This is a genomic window from Nocardiopsis sp. FR4 (assembly GCF_009830945.1).
In the GTDB taxonomy this organism is placed as follows: Bacteria; Actinomycetota; Actinomycetes; order Streptosporangiales; family Streptosporangiaceae; genus Nocardiopsis.
This window is the reverse complement of sequence record NZ_ML776456.1, coordinates 1-24,096: the sequence shown is the minus strand read 5'-3', so window position 1 is coordinate 24,096 and position 24,096 is coordinate 1. Positions and strand designations below refer to the sequence as shown.

The window sequence follows — 24,096 nt, the reverse complement described above, 5'->3', positions numbered from 1 at the left end:
GGGAGGTACAAAGGAGCAATCCTGTTGCGCACCCCGCACTCCCGCTCCCAAGCTGGTGGAACAGCGGCCCGACCGGAGGGCCCGACTACCCGGAAGGGGGATCCGTGAACGAGGGGATGCCTGCCGCGGACGCCGAGGTGAATATCGGCAAGATTCGCGAGATCGTCAGCCAGGAACTCGAACTCGAAGATGGCGAACTGACTCCGAACGGCCACTTCGTGGAGGATTACGAAGGTGACTCCCTCTCCCTGATCACCGTGGTCGCGCGCATCGAGAAGGAAATGGGAGTGGTCATTCCCAAGTCCGAGCTCCCCGAACTGCTCGACCTGGAGAGGCTCACCGCGGCGGTCCGCCAGCACGGCGAGGTGGCCCGTGCCTGAGACCAGACGCGTCGCCATCACCGGGCTCGGCGCGGTGAGCAGCGTCGGCATCGGCGCCGACGCGTTCGCCTCGGCGATCCGGGAGGGCCGCAACGGGACCTCGGAGATCACCTCCTTCGACGCCTCCGGCTTCCCCTTCCGGATGGCGGGCGAGGTGAGGGACTTCGCGCCCCGCGACATCCTGCGCCGAGCCGACCCCGACCGGTGGGGGCGCAGCGGCCAGTTGGCGGCCGCCGCCTCACGGCTCGCCCTGGAGGACTCGGGGCTGGACCCCGAGGAGGTCTCGCGCGGGCGGTCCGGAGTGATCATGGGCACGACCAGCGGTGAGGCCACGGTCTCCTCGGTCCTCGGGGAGCAGTGGGTCTCGGGCCGGATGAAGGAGTTCTCGCCCCGCGTGGTCGCCCAGGCCCCGGCCAGCCAGATCTCGGCCGCGGTCAGCACCGAGCTGGCCCTGGGCGGGGACACCCAGACCATCCCGACCGCGTGCTCGGCCAGCAACTACGCCCTGGGCCACGCCTACGACCTGGTGCGCACTGGTGAGGCGGACCTGATGTTCGCGGGCGGCGCGGACGCGGTGAACCGCTTCACGCACGCCGGGTTCCACGCGCTGGGAGCGCTCGCCCCCGACGTGTGCCGGCCCTTCGACCGCGACAGGGCGGGCATCATCACGGGCGAGGGCGGGGTGTCCCTGCTCCTGGAGCCGCTGGAGGCGGCGGTGGCGCGGGGCGCCCGCGTCTACGCCGAGGTCCTGGGCTACGGGGTCAACTGCGACGCCAGGCACATGGTCCACCCGGACCCGGAGAGCATCGCCGCGTGCATCCGCGACGCCCACGCCTCGGCCGGGATCACCCCCGAACAGGTCGACTACGTGTGCGCGCACGGCACCGGCACGCCCACCAACGACGCCACCGAGGTACAGGCGGTGCGCGAGGTGTTCGGCGAGCGCGTGCCGCCGATCAGCTCCATCAAGTCGATGATCGGGCACACCATGGGCGCGGCCAGCGGGTTCGGCGCGGTGGTGTGCTGCAAGGCCCTGCACGACGGGTTCCTGCCGCCCACCGCCAACCTCACCGAGGTGGACCCCGAGCTGGGTCCGGGTTTGGACGTGGTCCCCGGGCGCGGCCGCGACGCCAGCCCGCGGATCGTGCAGAACCACGGTTTCGCCTTCGGCGGCAACAACGTCATCACCATCCTGGGGAGGCCCGAATGACCGCCGTGACGACGGAGCCGGACGCGACCACGCGGCTCCCAGCCGCCGTTCCGCTCGCGATCACCTCCGTGGGCGTGGTGTCCGCGGCCGGACTCGGACTGGACGCGCTGGGCGAGGCGCTCGCCTCGGGCGGGCGGGGACACGCGGTACCGGTGGGCGAGGACGCAGACCAGTACCCGCAGGTCGGCGTGCGCTCGGTGGAGGGTTTCCGGCTGCGCGACCACGTGGGCCGCAAGGGCACCCGCAACCTGGACCGGCTCACCGGGTTCGGCCTGGTGTCGGCCAAGTTCGCCCTGGAGGCGGCGCCGCAGGGGGGCGACCCCGACCGCACCGGGGTGGTGGTCACCACCAGCACCGGCAGCACCCAGAGCCTGGTGGACCTGGCGGGCGACACCCTGCTCCAGGAGCGCCCCTACCTGGTCAACCCCTCCCGGTTCCCCAACACCGTCCTCAACTGCTGCGCGGGCCAGATCGCCATCTGGAACGGTCTGCGCGGCGCCAACGTCACCCTCGCCGCCGGCCAGTGCTCGGGGCTGAACTCCTTCCGGCACGCGCGGATGGTGCTGGGGCTGGGCAGGGCCGACCGGCTGGTGGTCGGGGGCGTGGAGGAGCTGAGCGCCCCGCTGGCCTGGGGCTGGCACGCCTCCGGGACCCTGGCCGGGGGCACCGCCATCGGCGAGGGGGGCGCGGCGTTCGTGGTCTCCACATCCGAGGCCGCCCGCGCCGGGGGAGCCGGGATCGCCGCCGAGGTCCTGGGCGTGGAGGTGGGCTTCCACCCGGCCTCACGCGGGAACCGGGCGGGCGCCGTCGCCAGGCACGTGGAGCGCGCGCTGGCCCGCAGCGGCGTGTCCGCCGACGAGGTCACCGAGGTCTCCCCCGGCTCCACCGGCCTGGTGGGGCTGGAGCGCGCCGAGCGGCGCGGGATCGCGATGGCGCTCGGCCGTGTCCCGGAGGTGCGCGACGTGACGCGCGCGGTGGGCCAGTGCTACAGCGCGGCGGGCGCGATGCAGGTCGCGGGCCTGCTGGCGGCGTGGCGGGGCCAACCGTCCGGGCGGCGGCGCCTGGCCCTGGTCACCGCCGTGGGCCACGACGGCAACGTGGGCGCGCTGGTGCTGCGCGAGGGCGGTGGTGACGCGTGAGCCTCAACGACGCGCTCGTCGGCCGGGTCTACCGGTCCGGCGACACCTACGAGGTCGGCCGGGAGAAGATCCGCGAGTTCCGCGAGGCCGTGGGAGCCCCCGAGGGCGACGAGGCCCCGCCGACCTTCCCCATCGTCCTCGCCATGCGGGCGCAGGAGGCGGCGGTACTCGATCCGGAGCTGGGGTTCGACTTCTCCCGGGTCATCCACCGCGACCAGTCCTTCCGCCACGTGCGGCCCGCGCGGCCCGGCGACGTGCTGACCGCCGAGGTCCGCCTCACCCGGGTGGAGACGCTCGGGGCCAACGACCTCGTGGCGCTGCGCAGCGACATCCGAACGACCGCGGGCGAGGCCGTGTGCACCGCGACCACCACCCTGATCACCTGGGCGGAAACCCCATGAGCACCTCCACCGTCTCCCCCCTCCCCCCGGGCGCGGCCGCGCCCGGCCACGAGCTGCCCGAGCGGCGCTTCACCCTGACCCGCGCGGACCTGGTGCGCTACGCGGGCGCCTCGGGCGACTTCAACCCCATCCACTACGACGAGCGCGCCGCCGAGGCGCTCGGCCTGCCCGGGGTCATCGCCCACGGCATGCTCACCATGGGGCTGGCGGCGACCGCCCTCAACGGGTGGTTCGGCCCCTCGGCGCACGTGGCCGAGTACGAGACCCGGTTCGCGCGCCCCGTCGTCGTACCGCCCGGCGAGGGCGTGGAGCTGGTGGTCTCCGGACGCGTGGACGCGGTCCTGGAGGACTCCCGGATCCGCGTCGCGCTGACCGCCGTGTGCGGCGGCGAGCGCGTCCTGGCCCGCGCCCGAGCCGTGGTGGTCACGGACCGATGAGCACACTGGGCACCGCGCACGCCACCCCGCTGGTCCGGACCCGGCGGGTCGAGGACCCGGAGTTCCGGCTGCTCCTACTGCACCACGCGGGCGGCGCGCACACCGCCTTCCGGGGCTGGGGCCGCCGTTTCCCCGAGGGCTGGGACGTGTACTCCGTCGAGGCCCCCGGCCGGGGCAGGCTCCTGGGGGAGCCGTTCGCGACCGCGATGGCCCCCTGGGTCGACCGTCTGGCCGGGGCGGTGGCGCCGCTGGCCGACGTCCCCCTCGGGGTGTTCGGGCACAGCATGGGCGCCGCGGTCGGGTACGAGCTGGCGCGGACGCTGGCGGAGTCGGGCACGGCCCGGCCGGCGTGGCTGGGGGTGTCGGGCCACCCGGAGCCCGGCGCGCCCGTGGACGAGGACGTCCACCGGCTGTCCTCCGCGGAGCTGCGCGCCCGCGTGGGCGGGCTGAGCGGGGTGCCCGACGAGGTCCTGGCCGACGCGGAGCTGTGGGCCCTGTTCGAGCCGCGCCTGCGCGCGGACCTGGCCCTGGTGCGGGCCTGGCGGGCCGGGGGTCCGCCCGCGCCGCAGCCGGTGCCGCTGACCGTGTTCTGCGGCGGTTCCGACCCGGTCGCGGGCCCCGCGCGGGTGCGGGGCTGGTCCGCCCTGGCCCCGCGTTTCCAGGGGGTGCGCACCTTCACCGGCGGCCACTTCTACCTGAGGGCCGAGCGGGACGCGGTGATCAGGGCGATCACCGAGGAGGTCGCCCGGGCCGTCACCGGGTCCGCGCCCCCGTCCCCCGCCCCCACGACCCCGAGGACCTTCCGATGACACGAGACAGCGCACGCGCGGGCGGAGGAGTCGCGGCCGTCGTCGCCATCGCGGTGCCGATGTTCATGGTCGCGCTCGACAACCTCATCGTCACCCACGCCCTGCCCCAGATCCGCGCGGAGTTCGGCGGCGGGCAGTCGCAGCTGCAGTGGGTGGTCAACGCCTACGTGCTCGCCTTCGCCGGGCTGCTCATGGCCGCCTCCGCGCTGGGCGACCGCTTCGGTCGGCGCCGGGTGTTCGCCGTCGCGGTCGCGGTGTTCACCCTGGCCTCGGCCTGGTGCGCGACGTCCTCCTCCCTCGGGGAGCTGATGGCCGCGCGCGTCCTCCAGGGCGCGGGCGCCGCCGCGCTCCTCCCGCTGTCGCTGACCCTGACCGCGGCCGCCGTCCGCCCCGAGCACCGCAACGCCGCCGTGGGCGCGTGGGGCGGCGTCAACGGACTGGGCATCGCCATGGGCCCGCTGGTGGGCGGTGTGGTCACCGAGACGCTGGGCTGGAACTGGGTGTTCTGGATCAACGTCCCGGTGGGCCTGGCGGCCCTGCCCGCCGTCCTGTGGCTGGCCGGCGAGAGCCGGGGAGGCTCGGGCGTGTTCGACCTCCCGGGGGCGGTCCTGATCACCGGCGGCCTGGTGGCGGCGGTCTGGGGGGTGGTGAACGCGGCCGAGACCGGGTGGTCGTCCCCGGCCACCCTGGGCGCGCTGGCGGGCGCGGCGGTGCTGGTGTGCGCCTTCCTGCTCTGGCAGCGCCGTACGCCCGCACCGCTGGTTCCGCTCGACATGTTCCGGAACGGACCGTTCGGCCTGAGCCTGGTGGTGTCGCTGGCCATGTACTTCGGGGTGTTCGGCTCGGTGTTCCTGCTCGCCCAGTACATGCAGGGGCCCCTGGGATACGCGCCCTTCGAGGCGGGCCTGCGGACGCTGCCCTGGACGGCGGCCCCCATGGTGGTCGTCCCGGTGGTGGGCCTGCTCATCGACCGGTGGGGCGGGGGGCGGCTCCAGGCGCTGGGCTGCGCGATGCAGGCGGGCGCCCTGGGGTGGCTGGCCCTGTACGCCACCGCGGACCTGCCCTACACGGCGATGCTCCCGGCGCTGGTCGTCGCGGGCGTGGGCATGGGCGTGGTGTTCGCCGCCAATCCGGCGGTGGTGATCGCCTCGGTGGACGAGGACCGGCACGGCACCGCCTCCGGGGTCAACAACACCGTCCGCGAGTTCGGCGGGGCCCTGGGCATCGCCGCGATCAGCACCGTGTTCGTGCTCTTCCACCCCGGTGGGGCGCCGACCGACGCGGCCTTCGTCGAGGCGATGCGGCCCGCCGTCCTGGCGGGTGCGCTGGTCACCGCGGTCGGAGCCGCCGCCGCCCTGTTCATCCGCCGTCCCTCCCCCGGGGCCCGGAGCGACGAGGCACCGCGTGCCCCCGCGCCCGCGACGGCCCCCTCACGCGAGGCCGATCCCTCACGTCCCCTGTGAACCAACCGCCCCGGCGGCCGCCGGGCGCCTCTTGGCCGGGCGCCCGGCGCCACGGGGCCTCCCCCCTGGCACACCCCTCCCCCGCAGCACCGAACCGGAAGGACCAGACATGACGGACAGACCCCTGGCGATCGTGACCGGAGGCTCCCGGGGCATCGGACGCGCCGTCGCGCTGCGCCTGGCCCAGGACGGCTACGACATCGCCTTCTGCTACCAGCGAGCGGGAGACGCCGCCGCCAGTACCGCGGGGAAGGTCCGCGCGACCGGCGCCTCCTGCTACAGCGCCCCCTGCGACGTCTCCGACCTGGACGCCGTGCAGGAGTTCGTGGCGGCGGCCAAGGCGGAGCTGGGCGATCCCGAGCTGCTGGTCAACTCGGCGGGCATCCTGCGCGACTCGCCCGTGGCGACCATGGACGGCGCCGACTGGAGCGCGGTGATCGACACCAACCTGACCGGGACGTTCAACCTCTGCCGCAGCACCGTCTTCGACTTCATCAAGAACCGGCGGGGCTGCGTCGTCAACATCTCCTCCGTCATGGGTGTGTACGGCAACGCCGGGCAGAGCAACTACTCCGCCGCCAAGGCCGGGATCAACGGGCTGACCAAGGCCATGGCCAAGGAGGTCGCCCGGTACGGCATCCGCGTGAACGTGGTAGCCCCCGGATTCATCGAGACCGACATGACGCGGGACCTGCCCGAGAAGGTGCGCGAGAGCGCCCTGGCCAAGGTCCCCCTGCGCCGCCTGGGCAGCGCCGAGAACGTCGCCGACCTGGTGTCGTTCCTGGCCTCGGACCGGGCCTCCTACATCACCGGACAGATCGTCCAGGTGGACGGCGGCGTGGTCATCTGACCCGCCCCGCACCGGGCCCCCTTCCCTCCCTTCCACCGACACCGCACCCGCGGACACACCACGAGGAGAACCCCATGTCCCAGACAGACACCGCCCTGATCGACGAACTGCGTGAGATCGTCGCCGACGTCCTGGAGGTCGAGCCCGAGGAGATCACCGAGACCGGCCTGTTCGCCGAGGAGCACGAGGCCGACTCCCTCCAGGCCATCGAGGTCCTGGCCCGTATCGAGAAGAACCTGCGCGTGGCCGTCCCGCAGTCGGAGCTGCCCAACATGGGCAGCCTGGAGGGCGTCCACCGCGTCGTCTCCCAGTACAAGGGGGCGAGCGCCTGATGCGCCGGGTCGTCGTGACGGGCCTGGGGCCCGTGTCCAACGTGGGAACGGGGGTCGCCGACTTCGGCGCCTCCGTGCGCGCCGGTCGGTCCGGCGTCTCCCCCATCACCTCCTTCGACGCCTCCGGCTTCCCGCACGCCAACGCGGGCGAGGTGCGCGACTTCGCGCCGAAGGAGCTGGTGGAGCGGCTCGATCCCGCCGAGTGGGGACGCTCCAGCCTGTTCGCGGCGGCCGCCGCACGGCTCGCGGTCGCCGACGCCGGGCTGGACCCGGCCGAGCTGGCGCGCGCCGAGGCCGGGTCGGTCATGGGCACCACCAGCGGCGAGTCGCAGATCATCGAGCGGCTCACCGAGGAGGAGGTGGCCGGGGGCTGGGAGAGCCTCAGCCCCCACCTGCCCCGCCAGGTCCCGGCCTCCCGGCTGGCCTACGCGGTCAACCGGGAGCTGGGGCTGACCGGCGAGGCCATGACCCTGGCCACGGCCTGCTCGGCGGGCAACTACGCCATCGGGTACGCCTACGACCTGGTGCGTTCGGGAGCCGCCGACTACATGGTGGCGGGCGGCGCCGACTCGGTGCTGCGCTGGGCGCACGCCGGGTTCTACCGGCTGGGCGCGGTCGCCAAGCACGTCAGCTCGCCCTTCGACCGCGACCGCTCGGGCATCATCACCGCCGAGGGCGGTGCGGCGCTCGTACTGGAGACCCTGGAGGGGGCGCGGGCCCGCGGAGCGCGCGTCTACGCCGAGGTCCTGGGTTACGGACTCAACTGCGACGCCGACCACATGGTCTCCCCCCACCCGGAGGGGATCGCCGAGTGCATGCGCCGCGCGCACGCCAACGCCGGGATCACGCCGGACGACGTGGACTACATCTGCGCCCACGGCACGGGGACCCCCGCCAACGACCTGGCGGAGGCCACCGCGGTCCTGGACGTGTTCGGCGGGAACCCGCCGCCGATCAGCTCGGTCAAGTCGATGCTCGGACACACCATGGGCGCCTCCAGCGCCTTCGGCGCCATCGCGTCGCTGATCGGCATGCGCGACGGGTTCCTGCCGCCCACCACCAACTTCGCCAACCACGACCCGGCCCTGGGCGGGATCGACCCGGTGCCCAACGAGGCCCGGCCGGCCCGGGTGCGGATCGTGCAGAACAACGGGTTCGCGTTCGGCGGCAACAACGCCATCACCGTCTTCGGGAAGGTCTCATGAACGGCACACGGGCCGGGGTCCCGACCCTGGCGATCACCGGCTGGTCGGCGGTCTCGCCGATCGGGACGGGAGCGGACGGGTTCACCGAGGCGGTGCGCGAGGGGCGCGGCGGCGGCGCGGACGTCAGCGGGATGTTCGACGCCCCGCTGCCCTCCGACCGGGCGCACGCCATCCCCGGTTTCCGGGCCAGCGACCACCTGGGACGCAAGGGGACCCGCCACCTGGACCGCAGCACCGCTCTGGCGCTGGTGGCGACCAAGCTGGCCCTGGAGGCCACCGACGCCGACGTGGCGGCCGACGGCCGGGTGGGCGTCGTGCTGGGCACGACGGCGGGCAGCGTCCGCACCACCAGCGAGTTCAGCCGGGACACGCTCGTGCAGGAGCGGCCCTACCTGGTCAACCCGGTCATGTTCCCCAGCGCGACGATCAACTGCCCCGCCGGGCGCAGCGCCATCTGGCACGGGCTGCGCGGGGTGAACGCCACCGTCGCGGGCGGCCAGATGTCCGGGCTCAACGTACTGCGCTACGGGGCGCACCTCATCGCCGGGGGCCACTCGGACGTGCTGCTGGCGGGCGCGGTCGAGGAGTTCAGTCCCCACATGGCGTGGGGCCACCGGGCGCTGACCCACGGGTACGACGTGCCGCTGGGAGAGGGTTCGGCGGTGTTCGTGGTGGAGGACGCCGAGCGGGTGCGCGCCCAGGGGCGCCTGCCGGAGGCGGAGGTACTCGCCTCGGCGTTCGGCTCCGGCGCGCCCGAGGACACCGCGCGCACCCTGGAGTCGGCCGTCACCCGGGCCCTGCGCCTGGCGGGTGTGGACGCCGACGGGGTGTGGGGTGTCGCCACCGGCGAGCACGGGATCGCCGGGATCGACACCGCCGAGGACGAGGGCGTGCGCGCCGCACTGGGCGGGGGTCCCGTCCGGGTGCGGGTCAAGCCGCTGGTCGGCGAGTGCAACAGCGCCTCCGGCCCCTTCCAGCTGGCCGCCCTGCTCGCCCGCTACCGCTCCGACCCCGGCCTGCACGGACGGGTGTCCGTGCTGACCTCGGTCTCCGCGGACGGCGCCGCCGGAGCGGCGGTCGTGCGGGGCCGCCACATGCCCGGACCGACCGCGACGACCGCGCCGGCGGGGGAGGGTTCGCCGTGAGGAAGCCGCCGAGACTGTACTTCGCGTTCCGCAGCCCCTTCTCGTGGATGGCGCTGCGCAGGCTGGAGGAGCTGTACCCCGAGGCGGTGGACCAGGTCGAGTACCGCCCCTTCTGGGAGCCGGACGAGGACCTGCTCGGGCGGCTGCGGGCCGGGGGCGGCGAGTTCCTCTACACGCCGATGAGCAAGGCCAAGCACCTGTACATCCTCTACGACACCAAGCGCCTGGCGGCCTCGTTCGGGTACACGATGTCCTGGCCCGTGGACGTGGACCCGTGGTGGGAGGTCCCGCACCTGGCGTGGCTCCACGCGCGCCGCGAGGGCCGGGCCCGGGAGTTCTACCGGGCGGTCACCGAGGCGCGCTGGGAGCGCGGCGAGAACGTCTGCGACCCCGCGGTGGTCCGGGACCTGGCCGCCTCGGTGGGGCTGGACGGCGCGACGGCAGCGGCGGCGGCCAGCGACCCCGACCTGCGCGAGGAGGGGCTGCGGGCGCTGCACGACCTGTACCAGGACGACGTGTTCGGGGTGCCGTACTTCCGGGTGGGCCGCCACCGCTTCTGGGGGCTGGACCGGCTGGAGGCGTTCACCGACGCGCTCGGGCTGGAGCGGGCCGAGGAGGAGGCCCGGCCCTCGCTGGCCCGGGTGCCCGTGGGGGCGGACGGTTCCCCTGCCTCCCCCCTGCCCGGGCTGGACACGGACACGGCGGGCGGCTGCGGCTAGCGCGGTGGTCCTGCTCCCAGCGGCGCCCCCGACCGCCGACGGCGCCACCAGGGGCGGGACCACCGGGAGCGGGTCCCCTCCCATCACACCAGACGCCCACCCGCGGCGGAACCGAGACGGAAAGGACCGGCCTTGACCACCACACAGACGGCACCCGACGAGGAGACCCGCTGGGCCCTGTGCCCCGGGTGCGGCTGCTACCTGTACCTGCCCAGACTGCACCGCGACCTGGGTGTGTGCCCGGAGTGCTCGCACCACCTGCGGCTGGGCGTCACCGAGCGGCTGGCGTCCCTGCTGGACGAGGGCGGCTTCGAGCCGCGCGACACCGGGCTGACGGCGGGCGACCCGCTGGGCTTCACCGACCGCAAGCCCTACCCGGAACGACTCGCCTCCGCGCGGGCGGCCACCGGCCGCGGGGAGGCCGCCGTGTGGGGCACCGGGACGATCGGCGGGTTCCCCGTGGTGACGGCCTGCCTGGACTTCGCCTTCATGGGCGGCAGCGTGGGCGGCACCACCGGTGAGCTGATCGCCCGCGCCGCCCGCCACGCGGTCGACACCCGCACCCCGCTGGTTCTGGTGTCCGCCTCCGGCGGCGCCCGGATGCAGGAGGGCACCCTGTCCCTGATGCAGCTGGCCAAGACCGCGCAGGAGCTGGGGCGGCTGCGCGAGCACGGCGTCCTGAGCGTCAACGTCAACACCGACCCCACCTACGGCGGTGCCACGGCCTCCTTCTCCGTGCTGGGTGACGTGGTGATCGCCGAGCCCGGGGCCCGGGTGGGCTTCGCGGGCCCCCAGGTGATCCGGCAGACCATCCGCCAGGAGCTCCCCCCGGGGTTCCAGACCGCCGAGTTCCTGCGGGACAACGGTCTGCTGGACCTGGTGGTCCCCCGCCACGAGCTGCGCCCGACACTGACCCGGATCCTGGCACTGCACACCGACCGCTCGGCGGGAAACGGTGCCGCGCCGGGCGCCGACGGGGGCGCCGGGGCGCCTCTGAGCACCGGGGAGGCGGAGCGCTCCCCGGCGGAGATCGTGGCGCTGGCCCGCGACATCGGGCGGCCCACCACCCTGGACTACTGCGGCCTGGTGTTCGAGGACTTCGTGGAGCTGCACGGCGACCGGGTCAGCGGCGACGACCCGGCCGTCGTCGCGGGGGTGGCCTCCCTGGACGGCCGCCCGGTCGTGGTCCTCGGCCACCAGAAGGGACACGACACCGCCGAACTCGTCCGGCGCAACTTCGGTATGCCCCAGCCCTCCGGCTACCACAAGGCCCGCCGGCTGATGGAGCACGCCGAGCGGCACCGGATGCCCGTGGTGGCCTTCGTGGACACCCCCGGCGCCTACCCCGGCGTCGAGGCGGAGGAGCGGGGCCAGGGCGCGGCCATCGCCGAGTGCATCCTGCGGATGTCGAGGCTGACGGTGCCCACGGTGACCGTCGTGACCGGCGAGGGCGGCAGCGGGGGCGCCCTCGCCCTCGGGGTCGGCAACCGGGTCCTGGCCCTGGAGAACGCCTTCTACTCGGTGATCAGCCCCGAGGGCTGCTCCACCATCCTGTTCGGCTCCGCCGCCGAGTCCGCGCGCGCCGCCGAGCAGCTGCGGATCAGCGCCCCCGAACTGCTGCGGCTCGGCATCGTGGACGGCGTCGTCCCCGAACCGGCCGGAGGCGCCCACACCGACCGGGTGGCCGCCGCCGACGCCGTGGGCTCCGCCCTGCGCGCCGCTCTCAGCGACCTCGGACGCAGCGGGCCCGAGGAGCTCCTCGCCCAGCGACACGCACGTTTCGCACGTTTCGGAAGCCCCACGGAGGAAACGCGATGACATCGGCCACCGACCACAACAGCACCGCCAGCAACGGCCACACGTTCACTTCGATGCTGCCGCCCGACCCGGCGCTCCCGCACCCGCAGTTGTCCCTCGGCGAGCTGCGGGAGGAGGCCGAGCGCCTGATCGCGGGCATGGGACGCCCCGTGCGCAGGGTGAGCCTGCGCGCCGGGGCCAACGTGGTGGAGGTCGACTGGAGCTCGCCCGAGGAGGCCCCGGCGGTGCCCGCGCCGACGGTGGGCACCGTCGCGGCCGCGGCGCCGGGGGCACCGGCTGTTCCCGCCGTTCCCGCCGCTCCCGACGGGGACACCGCGGGCGCCGCCCCCGCGCACACCGTGCGTGCACCGCTGGTGGGCACCGTCTACCTGGCCCCCGAGCCCGGCGCGGCGCCGTTCGTCGCCGTGGGCGACCGGGTGTCGGAGGGACAGCAGCTCGCCATCGTCGAGGCGATGAAGCTCATGAACCCGATCGTGGCCGACCGGGACGGCGTGGTGACCCGCGTCGTGGCCGAGGACGCCGCGATGGTCGAGTTCGACGCCGTGCTCTTCGAGCTGGGTGAGGAGTGACCGTGTTCGAGAAGATCCTGGTCGCCAACCGGGGCGAGATCGCCCTGCGCGTGGTGCGCGCCTGCCGTGAGCTGGGGGTGCGCTCGGTCGCGGTGTACTCCCGGGCCGACGCCGACTCCGCCGCCGTACGCGCCGCCGACGAGGCGGTGTGCATCGGGCCCGAGGCCCCCGGCCGGAGCTACCTCAACATCCCCAACATCATCGGCGCGGCCCTCATGACCGGTGCCGACGCCGTCCACCCCGGCTACGGGTTCCTGTCGGAGGACCCCGACTTCGCGCGGATCTGCGCGGAGGAGGGCCTGGCCTTCATCGGCCCGCCGCCCGACGTGATGGCGGCGCTCGGCGACAAGTCCAGCGCCCGGCGGATCATGGCCGAGGTGGGACTGCCGCTGCTGCCCGGCACGGTCGAACCCGTCGTCTCCGCCGAGGAGGCCGCCGAGGTCGCCGACCGGATCGGCTACCCGGTCGTCCTCAAGGCGGTCGCGGGCGGCGGCGGCCGCGGCATCACCGTCGTCCGGGACCCCGCCGACCTGCCCCGGGCGCTGCGCACCACCCGCGCCAACGCGCAGGCGCTCTTCCGCGACCCGTCGGTGTACCTGGAACGGTACCTGGAGGGAGCACGGCACATCGAGGTCCAGGTGGTGGCCGACGACCACGGCAACACCGTCCACCTCGGCGAGCGCGACTGCTCGGTGCAGCGGCGCAACCAGAAGCTGGTGGAGGAGTCGCCCTCCCCGGTGGTCGGCGCCGACCTGCGCGAGCGCATCGGCAAGGACGCCGTGCGCGCCTGCGAGGCGGTGGGGTACCGGGGCGTGGGAACGATGGAGTTCCTGCTGGACCCCGAGGGCCGCCACTGGTTCATGGAGATGAACACGCGCATCCAGGTGGAGCACCCGGTGACCGAGATGGTGACGCAGATCGACCTGGTGGCCGAGCAGATCCGGGTGGCGGCGGGCGCCCCCCTGTCGTTCTCCGGCGAGCAGGTGCGGTTGCGCGGGCACGCGATCGAGTGCCGGATCAACGCCGAGGACCCCGAGCGCGACTTCGCGCCCGCCCCAGGCAGGCTGGACCGGTTCGAGCCGCCGGGGGGACCCTGGGTACGGGTGGACACGCACTGCGTACCGGGCAGCACGGTGCCGCCCTACTACGACTCGATGATCGCCAAGGTCATCGTGTGGGGCGAGGACCGCGACGCGGCCCTGAACCGGCTGCGGCGGGCCCTGGAGGAGTTCCGGATCGAGGGGCCGGGGACACGGACCACGCTGGGGTTCCACCGGAGGCTGGTCGACCACGGGGAGTTCCGGGCGGGAGCCGCCACCACGGACTTCCTCACCCGCCACACCGTGTGAGGCCCGCGCCCAGGAACCGCCGGGGCACACCCGTTTCACCTGGTCGGCGGCACGGGTAGACCACGTTCGTGGCCGGCGCGCACGGCCGGCCGGATCGGGGGAGAACATGCGAGCGTCCATCGGCGACTACGTGCACACGCACGGGGTCACCAGCGACCAGGGCAGCCACACCGCGGAGATCGTGGAGGTGCGGGGACCCGACGGCGGCCCGCCGTACGTGGTGCGGTTCCCGGACGGGCGGGAGCGGCTCATCTACCCGGGGCCGAACACGGTGGTGGAGCCCAGGCACCCGGTGGACTGACGGCGTGGCCGGCGGAGGCGTCGCGGATCGGCGCCTCCCCGGGGGTGGGCGGCCCGGGAAAGGCTCCGGGCGGCCGCGCGTCAGGCCGACACCCGGTCCAGGAACCCGCCCAGGTTGGCCGAGGCGCGGCTGATCTGTTCCTCCATGGTCAGCGCCTCCGCGAACCGGCCGCCGGGTTCGGGCTCCTTCTTCCCCCGGATGTACAGCGAGCACGCGAAGTCCGCGCACAGGTACAGCCCCACCGTGCCCTCGTCGCGCCCCTTCCCGCGCGCCTTGGGCGCGGCCATCAGGGCCACGCCCCGCCCGGGGTGGGTGGTCAGGCACACCGAGCACATGTTCCGGCGCAGCCCGACGCGGGCGGTGGTCAGGCGCAGCGCGACGCCCACGAGTCCGTCCCCGCGTTCGACGACGAGGTAGGCGCGCTCCTGCGCGGTGTGGTCGCGCCAGCCGAGGAAGTCCAGGTCCTCCCACGGGCGCTGGTCCAGGTCCCGCGGCAGGGAGAGCCGCTTGGCCTCCCCCCGCGAGCAGTTGACGAACGACGCGCGGATCTCCTTTTCGGTCACAGCTCTCATGGAGGGGACGCTAGCGGCGGTTGACCAGGAGGGCAACGCATTAACGTGCGCGGACCGCTCGGCGGTGCGCTGTCGGACTCATACCGTCGGCCGGTCGGCCCGGGCCAGCAGGTAGAGCGCGAAGGGCTCCCCCCGATGGCGGATCCGGCGCGCGTAGCGGAAGCCGAGCCGTTCCATGACCGCGCGCGAGCGGAGGTTGTGGGTCTCGGTGAAGGAGGCCACCTCCTCGGCGCCGAGCCCGTCGAAGGCCAGGTCCAGCCCGGCGCGTCCGATCTCGCTGGCGTAGCCGAGCCCCCAGAAGCGCTCCCGGACCGCCCAGCCGACCTCCAGGCGCCGGGCGCCGTCCACCTCCGCGTAGGACAGCCCGCCGCGCCCCACCAGCTCACCGGACCGCCGGTCGTGGGCGAGCCACTTGTGCACGCCCTCCTCGGTCCAGGCGCGCCGCATGTGCACGGCGCTCTGCCACGCCTCCCCCCGGGTCCACCTGCCGCCGTACCACCGCGCGATGCCGGGGTCGCGGTGCAGGCGCCACAGGACGTCGGCGTACTCGGGGCCGATCGGCCTCAGGATCAGCCTCTCCGTGACACGCGTGCCGGGAGGGTCGGGAGGACGGGGGAAACGGATCATGTCACGGGGGCTCCGGACGGTCGGGGGCTCGGGGCGGCGGCCGGGACGGTTCCGGGTCCGGTCCGGCGCCCGGAACGGGGCACGGACCCCCGGGGCGGTGTTCCTCGCGCGGAGGGGTCCCGCGGGTACGGTACCCCGACCGGGGGCCGGTCCCCGGAACGGACGCGCGCGGGAAGGCGGACGGCGGTCAGGCGGAGGTGCCGGCGCGGACCGGGTTCTCGCCGGGCGGCCCGCGGCCGCGGCCTCCCCTCGCGGGCATGCGGGCCTCCGGCCCCGGTGACCGACGCCTCCCTTATACCCTCCTGGGGTAGGGTATTCTCAGGACGCCGGACGGCACGGGTCCCCGCCGACCGCGTCCGCGGACCATCCACCGGCCCTCCCCGCGACCGCTCCGGGCCGGACACGAGACGAAGGGCTGACGATGAACGTTCCCGGCAAGCTCGGGCTCTACGGACTGGGGCTCGCGGTGGCCTTCGGCGGCGCGCTGGGGGCGGGCACCCTGGTCGGCCCCCTGCTGCCCACGGCCGTCACCGCCGTCACCGCCGCCGACCCCTCGGCGGAGGCGGACGGGTCCCCCGGCGCGGAGGCCCCCTCCACCGGAGGGGGGATCCCCGGCGGGTTGCAGGTCTCCCAGGACGGCTACACCCTCGACCTGCTCGGAGCCCCCGCCGAACCGGGCACGGAGGCGGAGCTGTCCTTCCGCGTGCTCGGTGCCGATGGCGACCCCGTCACCGCGTTCGCGGAGTCCCACGGCGAGCGGATGCACCTGATCCTCGTCGGCCGCGACATGACCGGCTACCAGCACCTGCACCCGGAGACGGACGACGGCGGCACCTGGAGCCTCCCGGTGGAACTGGACGGCCCCGGCGCCTACCGCGTCTTCGCCGACTTCGTGCCCGAGGACCTCGGCCGGGGGCTCACCCTCGGCACCGACCTCGCCGTGGCCGGGGAGTACGCGCCGAGCCCGCTGCCCACGCCCGCGCCCGGCACGGAGACCGGCGGGTACACCGTCGAACTCGACGGCGAGCTGGTGCCCGGAAGCACGGGTGAACTGGCGTTCACCGTCAGCAGGGACGGGGAACCGGTCACCGACCTGGAGCCCCACCTCGACGCCTACGGCCACCTCGTGGCCCTGCGCGAGGGCGACCTGGCCTACCTGCACGTCCACCCCGGGGAGCGGCCGGGCGACGGCGCGGCCGAGCCCGGGCCGCGGATCGTGTTCCAGGCCGAGGCGCCCTCCCCGGGCGACTACCGGCTCTTCCTGGACTTCCGGCACGAGGGGAGGGTGCGCACCGCGGAGTTCACCGTGAGCGTCGGCGCGGACGCCGGAGCCGAGCGCGGGAACGAGGCCGGGTCCGGGGACGGGGACGGGGACGGCGGCGGGGCCGAGGGGGAGGCCGACCACTCCCACTGAACGGTGGCGGGCCCCGGAGGGGGCGCGCGCGTCTCCTCCGGGGGCGGCGTCACAGCGAGTCGATCAGCTCCCGGCAGGCCTGCTCACAGCGCCGGCACGCCTCGGCGCACACCCGGCAGTGCTCGTGCTGGGAGGCGTGCGCGCCGCACTCGTCGGCGCAGGTCTTGCAGGTCTGCGCGCAGGCCTCCAGCACGGCCCGGGTCATGTTGGCGTCGTAGCCCGTGTGCCGCGAGAGCACCCGCCCGGTCGCCTCGCACTGGTCGGCGCAGTCGAGGTTGGTGCGCACGCACTTGACCAGCTCCGCGACCATGTCCTCGCTCAGACAGGCGTCCGCGCACGCGGTACAGGCCTGCGCGCACTCGAAGCACGCCTCGATGCAGGCCCGCATCTTGTCGCGGTCCACACCGCCCAGGTCCATGGGATAGGTCTCCAGCATCTGCCCCGCCACACTCATGGTTCTCTCCCCTTCGTCGTCGACGTACGGACGCGGGGGCGACCGGTGGCGGCCACCGCCGCGCACTCCCCCTAACCACCGGGGACGGAACCAAACACACGGGGGGACGGGGTCGCACCCGCCGGGTGCGACCCCGCGTGGAAGGACCGCCTCACCACCCGCGGAAGGTGGCGCCCGCGTCGGTGGAGCGGCTGACGCGGTGGTCGGCGACCACGACCAGCTGGTCGGCGTCGGCGTGCAGGGCCTGCGGCTCGCCCCCGACCGCACCGGTCCGCGCCCAGGCCACCCCCGCGTCCTCACTGCGGTGCACCTCCCCGCCCGAGGTCAGGCCGTAGAGGGAGTCGGTCCCGGCCGCCCAGGCCACCAGCACCAGCGGCGGGGCGTCCGCCACGGGGGCGAAGCTGGCTCCGCCGTCGGTCGAGCGCCGCAGCCCCTGCCCGGTCGTGGCGACCACGGTGGCTCCGTCGTCGGAGACCGCCAGGGAGAGCGGCTCGACGGACGGGTCCAGTTCCTCCCAGTCCGTGCCGTTCTCGGTGGCGAGCAGGCGGCCGTCGAAGCCGACCACCCGTTCCCCTCCGACCGCCAGGGAGTGGAAGTCCGACTCGCCCTCCCGGGAGAGCGGGCTCCAGCTCGCCCCGCCGTCGAGGGACTCGATCAGTCCGACCGGGTTGGGCAGGTCGGTGCCGGGGCCGGGGTGGCCGCTGGCCAGCAGGCGGCCGGTGTCGGTGACGGAGAAGCCCATCAGGTCGATCGTCGGGCCCACCTTCTCCGGTTCGGCGCCCTCTCCCGTCCCCTCCTCGGGGGCGGGGAGGCGGAACAGGCCGTCGTGGGTGGCCACGAGGACCTCGCCGGTCCCGGGGTCGGCCGCCACGCCGTGGACGTGGGCGGCCTCCGCGGGCAGGACGACGCCGTCCGCCGCCGGGGTTCGGGAACCGTGGGAGCCGTCCGCGCCGCCGGCCCCGCAACCGGTGACCAGGGCCAGGGCCGCCGCCGCGCAGAGCAGGACGGCTCCCGTGCGGGCGCGACCGGGGCGCCCGCCGCCCCGAGGCGTCGGCGCGGGACGCGGCCGCGGGGAGAGGTGCTCAGTGGTCATCGTGGTCCCGCTTTCCGTCCGTCCCGTCGTCGTCCCCGGCGTCCTCGCCGAGCAGTTCGCGCATCCGCTCGATCTCGGCCTCCTGGGTGTCGACGACGTTCCGGGCGAGCTCGACGGCCTCGGGGCTGACACCGTTGTCCAGCTCGTCCCGGGCCATCGCGACGGCGCCCTCGTGGTGGTCGATCATCATCTCCAGGAACGGCGTGTCGAACTCCCCGCCCTCGGCCTGTTCGAGTTGGGCCATCCGCTCCTCGGACATCATCCCGGCCGTGTCCTCGTGGCCCATCCCGACCTCGGGCTCCTCACCCCAGGCGGCCAGCATCTGCCTGAGCTGTTCGATCTCGGGTGCCTGCGCGGCCTCGATCCCGGCGGCGAGGTCCCCGACCTCGCCGCCCGCCCGCTCCGGAGCGAGCCTGGACATCTCCACGGCCTGCTCGTGGTGAGGGATCATCATCTGGGCGAACATGATGTCGGCGTCGTTGAACTCGGCGGCCTCCTGCCCCTCGGCGGTCTGCTGCTCCGTGGGCGCGGCGGCGGGGGTCTCCTCCCCCTCCGTCCCGCAGGAGCTGAGCAGAAGGGCCGCGGCCAGGGCGGCCGGGACCAGTGGGAACGCGCGCGTACGGGTGTAAACGGTCATCCTCGGTACTTCCTCATGGCGTTGTCCGCGCATGGCGCGTGGCGCCACGGCGTGGTGAACGGGGAGCGGGTCCGGACACCGCGGGACGCACCGCGGCCACGCGTGTGCCCGGGAGGGCCTCTACACCCTCAGCACCTGCAGTTGCGCCAGGGAGGGGGGCGAGGGCGTCGCGACCCGCGTCACCGACCGCCGCGGGAACGCGGGCGGCCGGGGCCGGAGGCCGGGCCAGGGAAGGAGGACCGCCGCGGTGAGCCCGAGCAGGGCGGTGGCCATACCGACGATCGCCAGGCACACCGAGGTGGCGTCCGTGGCCGGACCGTGGGGGTCGATGGAGGCGGCCGGACCCGCGTCCACGGCGGCCAGCGGGACGGCGTGCACCGGGGAGAGCGACCCGTGGTGCGTTCTCGGGTCGGTCTGGGCGGAGGCGGCCACGGAGAGGACGAAGGAGGACACCGGATCGGCGGGCGCGCTCTCGTGCGCGCCCGTGGCGGGATGGCCCAACGTGTGCATGGCGGCCACACCGAACAGCAGCGACACCAGCAGCAACAAGCGCACCCAGGCCGGGCCGGGGCGCACCGCGCGCTCACGTGTCACCATGCTCACGGTCACCAGCCTAGACCCCGGGTCGCACGGGATGACCAGGGGCCTCCCGTAGGACGCCGAGGATCGCCCCCGGCGTTCACCGGCCGGAGAAGGCGGGCCGACGGGCCCCTCAACACTACTCCCAGGGGGTATAAAGGCACCATGCCCTCCGCCGCGTGTGGGGCCTGTGCCTGCGCCTGCGCGTCACCCTCTCGGGCCACTGCCCCGGGGGAGGGGAGGCCGGGCGTCCCTGACCGTCCCGCCCCCGGGTCGGGGCCGACCACGACGGGTCGACCCCGGCGCGCTCAGCCGATGGCCTCCTCCATCTGCTCCCGGGCGATCTCCTCGATCTTGTTCTTGATCTCCTCCATCTCGATCGGCAGGTCGCGCTGGTACTTGGCGACCACCTGCTCCTCGGTGAAGGGCGCGTCCGGCTTGAGGACGAAGTGGTGGCTCCAGGTCAGGCGGGTGCCCTCCGGCACCGCCTCGAAGTCCCAGTGGATCTTCACGTACTCGAAGCCCTCCAGCTGGCCCCGGTGGGACCACGCCTTGCCCTCCGCCGGGTCCACGGTGCGCTCGGACACCCAGCTCCACACACGGCCCTGGTCGTCCTGCTTGACCACCCGGAAGCGCGTGGTGTTCCCCTCCTGGTGCAGGATCTCCACCGAGGAGTGCCGGCTGAACAGCTCCGGCCAGGAGGCCACGTCGTTGGTCCGCTCCCAGACCAGCTCGTAGGGGGCGTCGATGACGACGCTGTGCTCCATGTGTCCCATGCGGTTCACACCCTTTCGGCGGCGGGGCCGCCCTCGTTGACGACGGTCACCAGTGCGCTCGGGGAGGGCGCCGCCTCGGCCTCCGCGCCGAGCTTGCGGCCGACGCGGCGCTCCAGCTCCGCCACGATGCCCATGACACCGAGGGAGTCGACCCCCAGGTCCTCGAAGGTGCTCGCGGCCGCCGTGGCGGCGTCGGTTCTGATCCCGGCGCGGGTGGACATGAGTTCCACCAACTCCTCGATCGCGATATGGCTGTCGGGCATGGATCTCCTCGAATGGTCGTGCTCTCGTACGTGCTCGGAACAGGGCTCTGGTGCCGGGCGCGCGCTCGTGCGCCCGCGGCTGTGGAACCACCGCCCCGGGGGCGGCGGCCGGAGCGGGGACGGTCAGGAGTGCTCAGGCAGGGTGAGGACGACGGCGGAGTTGGTCCCGCCCAGGCCGCGCGACAGGACGAGCGCGGTGCGCAGGCGGGCGGCCCGCGGGACACGGACGACCAGGTCCAGGCCGAGGAGCGCGTCGTCGACGTGGGGTGTGGGCGGCACGAGCTGGTGTTCCAGGCTCAGCACGGCGGCGGCCACGTCCAGCGCCCCGGCCCCGGCGTAGGCGCGGCCGAACCCGGTCTTGGGCGCGGTGACCGCGACCCCCCGGGGGAACAGCTGCCGCAGCACCGCGGCCTCGTCGGCGTCGGCCTTGGGCACGCCCACGGCGTCGGCGAAGACCACGTCCACGTCCTCCGGTCCGACACCCGCGCGCTCCATGGCCTGCCGTGCCGCGTGCAGGAGTCCGGCACCGCCCGGGTCGAACGCGCCGACCCCTCCGAAAGTGCTGGCCTGGCCCGCGACGACGGCCCGGACCCGGGCCCCCCGCGCCCGCGCGGCGGCCTCCTCCTCCACGACCGCGACGGCCGCCCCCTCGGCGGGGACGTAGCCGTGGGCCCGCTCGGTGAAGGGCACGTAGGCCGAACGGGGGTCGTCGTCCCCGCTGAGCAGGCCGGCCCCCTCCTGGCAGGCCAGGGAGAACGGCGACCCGATCGGTGCCTCGCTCCCGCCGACCAGCATCGCGGAGGTTCCGCGCCGCAGGGCCCGCTCGCTCTGTCCGAGGGCGTCGAGCATCCCCGGCTCGTCGGTGACCAGCACCCCGCACATGCCCTTGAGGCCGTTGCGGATCGACACCTGGCCGGTGCTCGCGGCGTAGAACCAGGCGATGGACTGGTACGGGCCCACATAACCCGGACCGCTGGCCCACAGGGCCGCGATCTCGCGCTGCCCGAACTCGACGCCCCCCGCGCAGCTGCAGATGAGGACGCCGGTCGCGTAGGGGTCGCCGTCGGCGGCCGCGCCCGAGTCCCGCAGGGCCTCGTCGGCGGCGGTCATCGCGAACCAGGTGAACGCGTCGGTCTGGACGACGTAGCGGCCCTCCAGGTGCGCGTTCGGGTCGAACCCGGGGACCTTGCCGCCCAGGCGCACGTGGAAGCCGCTCGTGTCGAAGTCGGGGATCGGCGCGATGAGGGTGCGTCCCTCACACAGCGCGGTCCAGTAGTCCTCGGTGCCCACCCCCGCGGGTGAGACCGTGCCGAGTCCCGTGATCACCATGGCCATGGCCGTTCCTCACTCTCCCCGGTCCAGGACGACAGCCGACTGGAACCCGCCGAAGCCGCTGCCCACGGAGAGCACCACGTCCGTGCGATGCTCGCGCGCGGTCACCGGCACGTAGTCCAGGTCGCACTCGGGGTCGGGTGTGCTCAGGTTCGCGGTCGGCGGTACGACCCCGGTGTCCATGGCCATCACGCAGGCGGCCAGCTCGATCGAGCCGATGGCCCCCAGGGAGTGCCCCACGGACGACTTGATCGAGGACATGGGCACCCGCCGCGCGTGGTCGCCCAGGGCGCGCTTGACGGCGTCGGTCTCGTGCCGGTCGTTCTGCACGGTGCCCGACCCGTGGGCGTTGACGTAGTCCACCGCCGAGGCCGGGCGCCGCGCCTGGTCCAGCGCGGTCGTGATGGCCCGGGCCATCTCGGTGCCCTCGCGGCGCAGGCCGGTCATGTGGTAGGCGTTGCCGTGGTTGGCGAAGCCCGCGACCCGGCAGCGGATCCGCGCGCCCCGGCGGCGGGCGGCGCCCGCCTCCTCCAGCACCAGGACCGCCGCCCCCTCCCCCATGACGAAGCCGTTGCGGTCGCGGTCGAAGGGCCGGGACGCGTGCGCGGGATCGTCGTTGCGGTCCGTGGTGGCCTTGATGGCGTCGAAGCAGGCCATGGCGATGGGCGAGATCGGGGACTCGGCGGCGCCCGCGACGACCACGTCCGCGAGGTCGTCCTCAATGGCCTGGGCGGCGTAACCGACCGCGTCCAGTCCCGAGGTGCACCCGGTGGAGACCGTCCGCACCGGACCGCGCGCGCCGACCAGTTCGGCGATCTCCCCGGACAGGACGCTGGGCGTCAGAGCCCGGTACAGGTGCGGCGAGGCGGCCGAGCGGTCGACCACCCAGTCGGCTCCGCCCCGGCTCATCGCCACGTAGTCCTTCTCCAGGCGCGTGGTGCCCCCCACGGCCGTCCCCATGCTGACGCCCAAGCGCCAGGGGGAGATCTCCTCCAGGGGAGGTTCGGCGTCGGCCAGCGCCTCGGTCGCGGCGACGGCGGCGAACTGCACGTACCTGTCCATGCGCTCGTCGTCCAACCCGTGCGCGGCGGGGTCGAAGTCGATCTCGGCGGCGATTCGGGAGCGGAATCCGGTGGCGTCGAAAAGGGTGATGTGGCGGGTGGCGGTGCGTCCGGCGGTGAGCATCTCCCAGAACGCGGCCGCTCCGACCGCTCCGGGGGCCACCACTCCGACACCGGTGACGACGGCCTCACGTCTCACGATGCCTCCCCGGCCACTGCTGCTGTGGCGGTAGTCGCGACGGTAGGGCAGGGCAGGGTCATGGGGTTCTTCCTAGGTGTGCTCCAAGGGATGAGTTGAACGCGACGCGGCCTCACGCTCGGTAGCGTGTGTATCACGTAAAGCTAACAACCCCACGATGGAATCGCCCGCCGCGGTGCACTTGGCCCCCAGCTTCCGCGCCCCGCGCCCGCGGAACGTGCACCTGACACCGGTGTCACCACCTACCGTCACACCGACCCGGAACCGCCGTTCCCCCGAGGAAATCACGTGAACCGCACGACGCCGCCCTGGCTTCTCCTCCTCTTCGCGGCCCTGTTCGCCACGGCCACCCCGGCCTCGGACCGTGGCCCTGGAGAGATTTCCCCGGTGCACCGCCACGGCGGGCATGACGGCCGCGTTGGTCACCGGGGTACCGACCGGTGCCCGGCCGGGTGGAGCGACGGGGTGGCGCGCCACCTTCCCCCTCATCGCCGGAGCGGGTACGGTCGCGGCCGTCGGACTCCCGGACTTGGCCCCCGGGGTCCCGCGCTGTGTCCCCGGCGCCCTCCCGCCGCGGACGGCGGGCTGGTGTTCCACCGCTACCTCTACGTCCGCGCCGCTGTTCGTCGTGGGAGCCGCGGGGCCGGCGGGCGCACCCCTCAGTTGGCGCCGACCGCCGGTCCCTGAGGTACTGCGAGAGGCGCGGACTCCTGGGCTCGCACCACGCGGGCCGGGGCTTGCTCCGTCGGCGCATCGGACCCCGTCCCCGGCCGGCACCCGACCCGTGCCTTCCACCACGGGCCAGGTGCCGGAACGGGTCACCCCGGTGCTGGCACGTCCTTGATCTCGCAGACCACCGCGCCGTTGCCCACGGTCTCGCCCGCGGCGATCTTCAGCCCGGTCACCGTCCCGGCCTTGTGCGCGTTCAGCGGCTGCTCCATCTTCATCGCCTCGATCACGAC

General features: G+C 74.2%; 28 protein-coding genes. 17 read left to right on the top strand and 11 right to left on the bottom strand.

From position 1 onward, the window contains the following. Positions 1-104: 104 nt before the first annotated feature. The 16 genes from FYW95_RS03765 (at position 105) to FYW95_RS03690 (ending at position 14,127) form a co-directional block, all read left to right on the top strand. Entirely contained in the window at positions 105-380 is a 276-nt protein-coding gene (locus tag FYW95_RS03765) for an acyl carrier protein (RefSeq protein ID WP_201294666.1), read from the top strand. After that, the gene (locus FYW95_RS03760; protein ID WP_159943610.1) at positions 373-1,590 is read left to right on the top strand and encodes a beta-ketoacyl-[acyl-carrier-protein] synthase family protein; all 1,218 of its coding nucleotides are present in this window, start codon (positions 373-375) and stop codon (positions 1,588-1,590) included. The genes FYW95_RS03765 and FYW95_RS03760 overlap by 8 nt, the downstream gene beginning before the upstream one ends. Then, on the top strand, positions 1,587-2,729 hold the full coding sequence (locus tag FYW95_RS27545) for a beta-ketoacyl synthase N-terminal-like domain-containing protein (RefSeq protein WP_201294664.1): 1,143 nt from the start codon (positions 1,587-1,589) through the stop codon (positions 2,727-2,729). Before FYW95_RS03760 ends, FYW95_RS27545 begins: the two co-directional genes overlap by 4 nt. After that, on the top strand, positions 2,726-3,130 hold the full coding sequence (locus FYW95_RS03750; protein ID WP_159943611.1) for an FAS1-like dehydratase domain-containing protein: 405 nt from the start codon (positions 2,726-2,728) through the stop codon (positions 3,128-3,130). Before FYW95_RS27545 ends, FYW95_RS03750 begins: the two co-directional genes overlap by 4 nt. Continuing rightward, positions 3,127-3,567, top strand: coding sequence for a MaoC/PaaZ C-terminal domain-containing protein (locus FYW95_RS03745; protein WP_159943612.1), 441 nt, complete (start codon positions 3,127-3,129; stop codon positions 3,565-3,567). The genes FYW95_RS03750 and FYW95_RS03745 overlap by 4 nt, the downstream gene beginning before the upstream one ends. Then, entirely contained in the window at positions 3,564-4,376 is an 813-nt protein-coding gene (locus FYW95_RS03740; RefSeq protein ID WP_159943613.1) for a thioesterase II family protein, read from the top strand. The genes FYW95_RS03745 and FYW95_RS03740 overlap by 4 nt, the downstream gene beginning before the upstream one ends. Further along, positions 4,373-5,839, top strand: coding sequence for an MFS transporter (locus FYW95_RS03735; protein WP_160049994.1), 1,467 nt, complete (start codon positions 4,373-4,375; stop codon positions 5,837-5,839). The genes FYW95_RS03740 and FYW95_RS03735 overlap by 4 nt, the downstream gene beginning before the upstream one ends. 109 nt (positions 5,840-5,948) lie before the next feature. Continuing rightward, the gene (gene fabG / locus FYW95_RS03730; RefSeq protein WP_159943615.1) at positions 5,949-6,689 is read left to right on the top strand and encodes a 3-oxoacyl-[acyl-carrier-protein] reductase; all 741 of its coding nucleotides are present in this window, start codon (positions 5,949-5,951) and stop codon (positions 6,687-6,689) included. Between the two features lie 74 nt (positions 6,690-6,763). Next, entirely contained in the window at positions 6,764-7,021 is a 258-nt protein-coding gene (locus FYW95_RS03725; protein WP_159943616.1) for an acyl carrier protein, read from the top strand. Continuing rightward, positions 7,021-8,226, top strand: coding sequence for a beta-ketoacyl-[acyl-carrier-protein] synthase family protein (locus FYW95_RS03720; RefSeq protein WP_159943617.1), 1,206 nt, complete (start codon positions 7,021-7,023; stop codon positions 8,224-8,226). Before FYW95_RS03725 ends, FYW95_RS03720 begins: the two co-directional genes overlap by 1 nt. Then, positions 8,223-9,371 carry a beta-ketoacyl synthase N-terminal-like domain-containing protein gene (locus FYW95_RS03715; RefSeq protein ID WP_159943618.1) on the top strand — a complete coding sequence of 383 codons (1,149 nt, stop codon included), beginning with the start codon at positions 8,223-8,225 and terminating at the stop codon, positions 9,369-9,371. The genes FYW95_RS03720 and FYW95_RS03715 overlap by 4 nt, the downstream gene beginning before the upstream one ends. Then, complete coding sequence (locus FYW95_RS03710) at positions 9,368-10,090, top strand: 2-hydroxychromene-2-carboxylate isomerase (protein ID WP_159943619.1); 723 nt, start codon at positions 9,368-9,370, stop codon at positions 10,088-10,090. The genes FYW95_RS03715 and FYW95_RS03710 overlap by 4 nt, the downstream gene beginning before the upstream one ends. A gap of 132 nt (positions 10,091-10,222) precedes the next feature. Next, positions 10,223-11,908 (top strand): acetyl-CoA carboxylase carboxyltransferase subunit alpha, encoded by a 1,686-nt coding sequence (locus FYW95_RS03705; RefSeq protein WP_159943620.1) that lies wholly within the window; start codon positions 10,223-10,225, stop codon positions 11,906-11,908. After that, positions 11,905-12,477, top strand: coding sequence for an acetyl-CoA carboxylase biotin carboxyl carrier protein (locus FYW95_RS27975; RefSeq protein WP_201294662.1), 573 nt, complete (start codon positions 11,905-11,907; stop codon positions 12,475-12,477). Before FYW95_RS03705 ends, FYW95_RS27975 begins: the two co-directional genes overlap by 4 nt. 2 nt (positions 12,478-12,479) lie before the next feature. Next, positions 12,480-13,826 carry an acetyl-CoA carboxylase biotin carboxylase subunit gene (gene accC, locus FYW95_RS03695; RefSeq protein ID WP_159943621.1) on the top strand — a complete coding sequence of 449 codons (1,347 nt, stop codon included), beginning with the start codon at positions 12,480-12,482 and terminating at the stop codon, positions 13,824-13,826. Positions 13,827-13,932: 106 nt separating this feature from the next. Continuing rightward, positions 13,933-14,127 (top strand): DUF1918 domain-containing protein, encoded by a 195-nt coding sequence (locus tag FYW95_RS03690; RefSeq protein ID WP_159943622.1) that lies wholly within the window; start codon positions 13,933-13,935, stop codon positions 14,125-14,127. 80 nt (positions 14,128-14,207) lie between these two features. Here the strand turns inward: FYW95_RS03690 and FYW95_RS03685 are convergent, their stop codons facing one another. Then, complete coding sequence (locus tag FYW95_RS03685; protein ID WP_159943623.1) at positions 14,208-14,699, bottom strand: FBP domain-containing protein; 492 nt, start codon at positions 14,697-14,699, stop codon at positions 14,208-14,210. Between the two features lie 78 nt (positions 14,700-14,777). Beyond that, entirely contained in the window at positions 14,778-15,326 is a 549-nt protein-coding gene (locus FYW95_RS03680) for a GNAT family N-acetyltransferase (protein WP_159943624.1), read from the bottom strand. Positions 15,327-15,747: 421 nt separating this feature from the next. Between FYW95_RS03680 and FYW95_RS03675 the strand changes: the two genes are divergently transcribed. Next, positions 15,748-16,740, top strand: coding sequence for a hypothetical protein (locus FYW95_RS03675; RefSeq protein ID WP_159943625.1), 993 nt, complete (start codon positions 15,748-15,750; stop codon positions 16,738-16,740). Between the two features lie 49 nt (positions 16,741-16,789). On the opposite strand, the gene FYW95_RS03670 is transcribed toward FYW95_RS03675, so the two are convergent. From FYW95_RS03670 to FYW95_RS03630, 9 genes are all read right to left on the bottom strand, one after another. Then, the gene (locus tag FYW95_RS03670; RefSeq protein WP_159943626.1) at positions 16,790-17,194 is read right to left on the bottom strand and encodes a four-helix bundle copper-binding protein; all 405 of its coding nucleotides are present in this window, start codon (positions 17,192-17,194) and stop codon (positions 16,790-16,792) included. A gap of 151 nt (positions 17,195-17,345) precedes the next feature. Next, on the bottom strand, positions 17,346-18,287 hold the full coding sequence (locus FYW95_RS03665) for a F510_1955 family glycosylhydrolase (RefSeq protein ID WP_236567892.1): 942 nt from the start codon (positions 18,285-18,287) through the stop codon (positions 17,346-17,348). Then, a complete protein-coding gene (locus FYW95_RS03660) occupies positions 18,277-18,924 on the bottom strand; it encodes a DUF305 domain-containing protein (protein ID WP_159943628.1) in 648 nt (215 codons plus the stop codon). Before FYW95_RS03660 ends, FYW95_RS03665 begins: the two co-directional genes overlap by 11 nt. 120 nt (positions 18,925-19,044) lie before the next feature. Then, a complete protein-coding gene (locus FYW95_RS03655) occupies positions 19,045-19,521 on the bottom strand; it encodes a hypothetical protein (protein WP_236572053.1) in 477 nt (158 codons plus the stop codon). 290 nt (positions 19,522-19,811) lie between these two features. Continuing rightward, complete coding sequence (locus FYW95_RS03650; RefSeq protein ID WP_159943630.1) at positions 19,812-20,279, bottom strand: SRPBCC family protein; 468 nt, start codon at positions 20,277-20,279, stop codon at positions 19,812-19,814. Positions 20,280-20,284: 5 nt separating this feature from the next. After that, positions 20,285-20,542 (bottom strand): acyl carrier protein, encoded by a 258-nt coding sequence (locus FYW95_RS03645; RefSeq protein ID WP_159943631.1) that lies wholly within the window; start codon positions 20,540-20,542, stop codon positions 20,285-20,287. A 123-nt stretch (positions 20,543-20,665) separates the two neighbouring features. Continuing rightward, positions 20,666-21,877, bottom strand: coding sequence for a beta-ketoacyl synthase N-terminal-like domain-containing protein (locus FYW95_RS03640; protein ID WP_159943633.1), 1,212 nt, complete (start codon positions 21,875-21,877; stop codon positions 20,666-20,668). 9 nt (positions 21,878-21,886) lie between these two features. Then, positions 21,887-23,134 carry a beta-ketoacyl-[acyl-carrier-protein] synthase family protein gene (locus FYW95_RS03635; RefSeq protein WP_160049992.1) on the bottom strand — a complete coding sequence of 416 codons (1,248 nt, stop codon included), beginning with the start codon at positions 23,132-23,134 and terminating at the stop codon, positions 21,887-21,889. Positions 23,135-23,952: 818 nt separating this feature from the next. Next, on the bottom strand, positions 23,953-24,096 hold a 144-nt coding region (locus FYW95_RS03630; protein WP_159943636.1), incomplete at its 5' end, for a biotin/lipoyl-containing protein.

Excerpts from the sequence above, each read along its gene's own strand:
- FYW95_RS27545 (WP_201294664.1), top strand. The coding sequence starts at position 1,587 with ATGACCGCCGTGACGACGGAGCCGGACGCGACCACGCGGCTCCCAGCC.
- FYW95_RS03745 (WP_159943612.1), top strand. The coding sequence starts at position 3,127 with ATGAGCACCTCCACCGTCTCCCCCCTCCCCCCGGGCGCGGCCGCGCCC.
- FYW95_RS03740 (WP_159943613.1), top strand. The coding sequence starts at position 3,564 with ATGAGCACACTGGGCACCGCGCACGCCACCCCGCTGGTCCGGACCCGG.
- FYW95_RS03735 (WP_160049994.1), top strand. The coding sequence starts at position 4,373 with ATGACACGAGACAGCGCACGCGCGGGCGGAGGAGTCGCGGCCGTCGTC.
- fabG (WP_159943615.1), top strand. The coding sequence starts at position 5,949 with ATGACGGACAGACCCCTGGCGATCGTGACCGGAGGCTCCCGGGGCATC.
- FYW95_RS03725 (WP_159943616.1), top strand. The coding sequence starts at position 6,764 with ATGTCCCAGACAGACACCGCCCTGATCGACGAACTGCGTGAGATCGTC.
- FYW95_RS03720 (WP_159943617.1), top strand. The coding sequence starts at position 7,021 with ATGCGCCGGGTCGTCGTGACGGGCCTGGGGCCCGTGTCCAACGTGGGA.
- FYW95_RS03715 (WP_159943618.1), top strand. The coding sequence starts at position 8,223 with ATGAACGGCACACGGGCCGGGGTCCCGACCCTGGCGATCACCGGCTGG.
- FYW95_RS27975 (WP_201294662.1), top strand. The coding sequence starts at position 11,905 with ATGACATCGGCCACCGACCACAACAGCACCGCCAGCAACGGCCACACG.
- FYW95_RS03690 (WP_159943622.1), top strand. The coding sequence starts at position 13,933 with ATGCGAGCGTCCATCGGCGACTACGTGCACACGCACGGGGTCACCAGC.
- FYW95_RS03685 (WP_159943623.1), bottom strand. The coding sequence starts at position 14,699 with ATGAGAGCTGTGACCGAAAAGGAGATCCGCGCGTCGTTCGTCAACTGC.
- FYW95_RS03680 (WP_159943624.1), bottom strand. The coding sequence starts at position 15,326 with ATGATCCGTTTCCCCCGTCCTCCCGACCCTCCCGGCACGCGTGTCACG.
- FYW95_RS03675 (WP_159943625.1), top strand. The coding sequence starts at position 15,748 with ATGAACGTTCCCGGCAAGCTCGGGCTCTACGGACTGGGGCTCGCGGTG.
- FYW95_RS03670 (WP_159943626.1), bottom strand. The coding sequence starts at position 17,194 with ATGAGTGTGGCGGGGCAGATGCTGGAGACCTATCCCATGGACCTGGGC.
- FYW95_RS03665 (WP_236567892.1), bottom strand. The coding sequence starts at position 18,287 with ATGACCACTGAGCACCTCTCCCCGCGGCCGCGTCCCGCGCCGACGCCT.
- FYW95_RS03660 (WP_159943628.1), bottom strand. The coding sequence starts at position 18,924 with ATGACCGTTTACACCCGTACGCGCGCGTTCCCACTGGTCCCGGCCGCC.
- FYW95_RS03655 (WP_236572053.1), bottom strand. The coding sequence starts at position 19,521 with ATGGTGACACGTGAGCGCGCGGTGCGCCCCGGCCCGGCCTGGGTGCGC.
- FYW95_RS03650 (WP_159943630.1), bottom strand. The coding sequence starts at position 20,279 with ATGGGACACATGGAGCACAGCGTCGTCATCGACGCCCCCTACGAGCTG.
- FYW95_RS03645 (WP_159943631.1), bottom strand. The coding sequence starts at position 20,542 with ATGCCCGACAGCCATATCGCGATCGAGGAGTTGGTGGAACTCATGTCC.
- FYW95_RS03640 (WP_159943633.1), bottom strand. The coding sequence starts at position 21,877 with ATGGCCATGGTGATCACGGGACTCGGCACGGTCTCACCCGCGGGGGTG.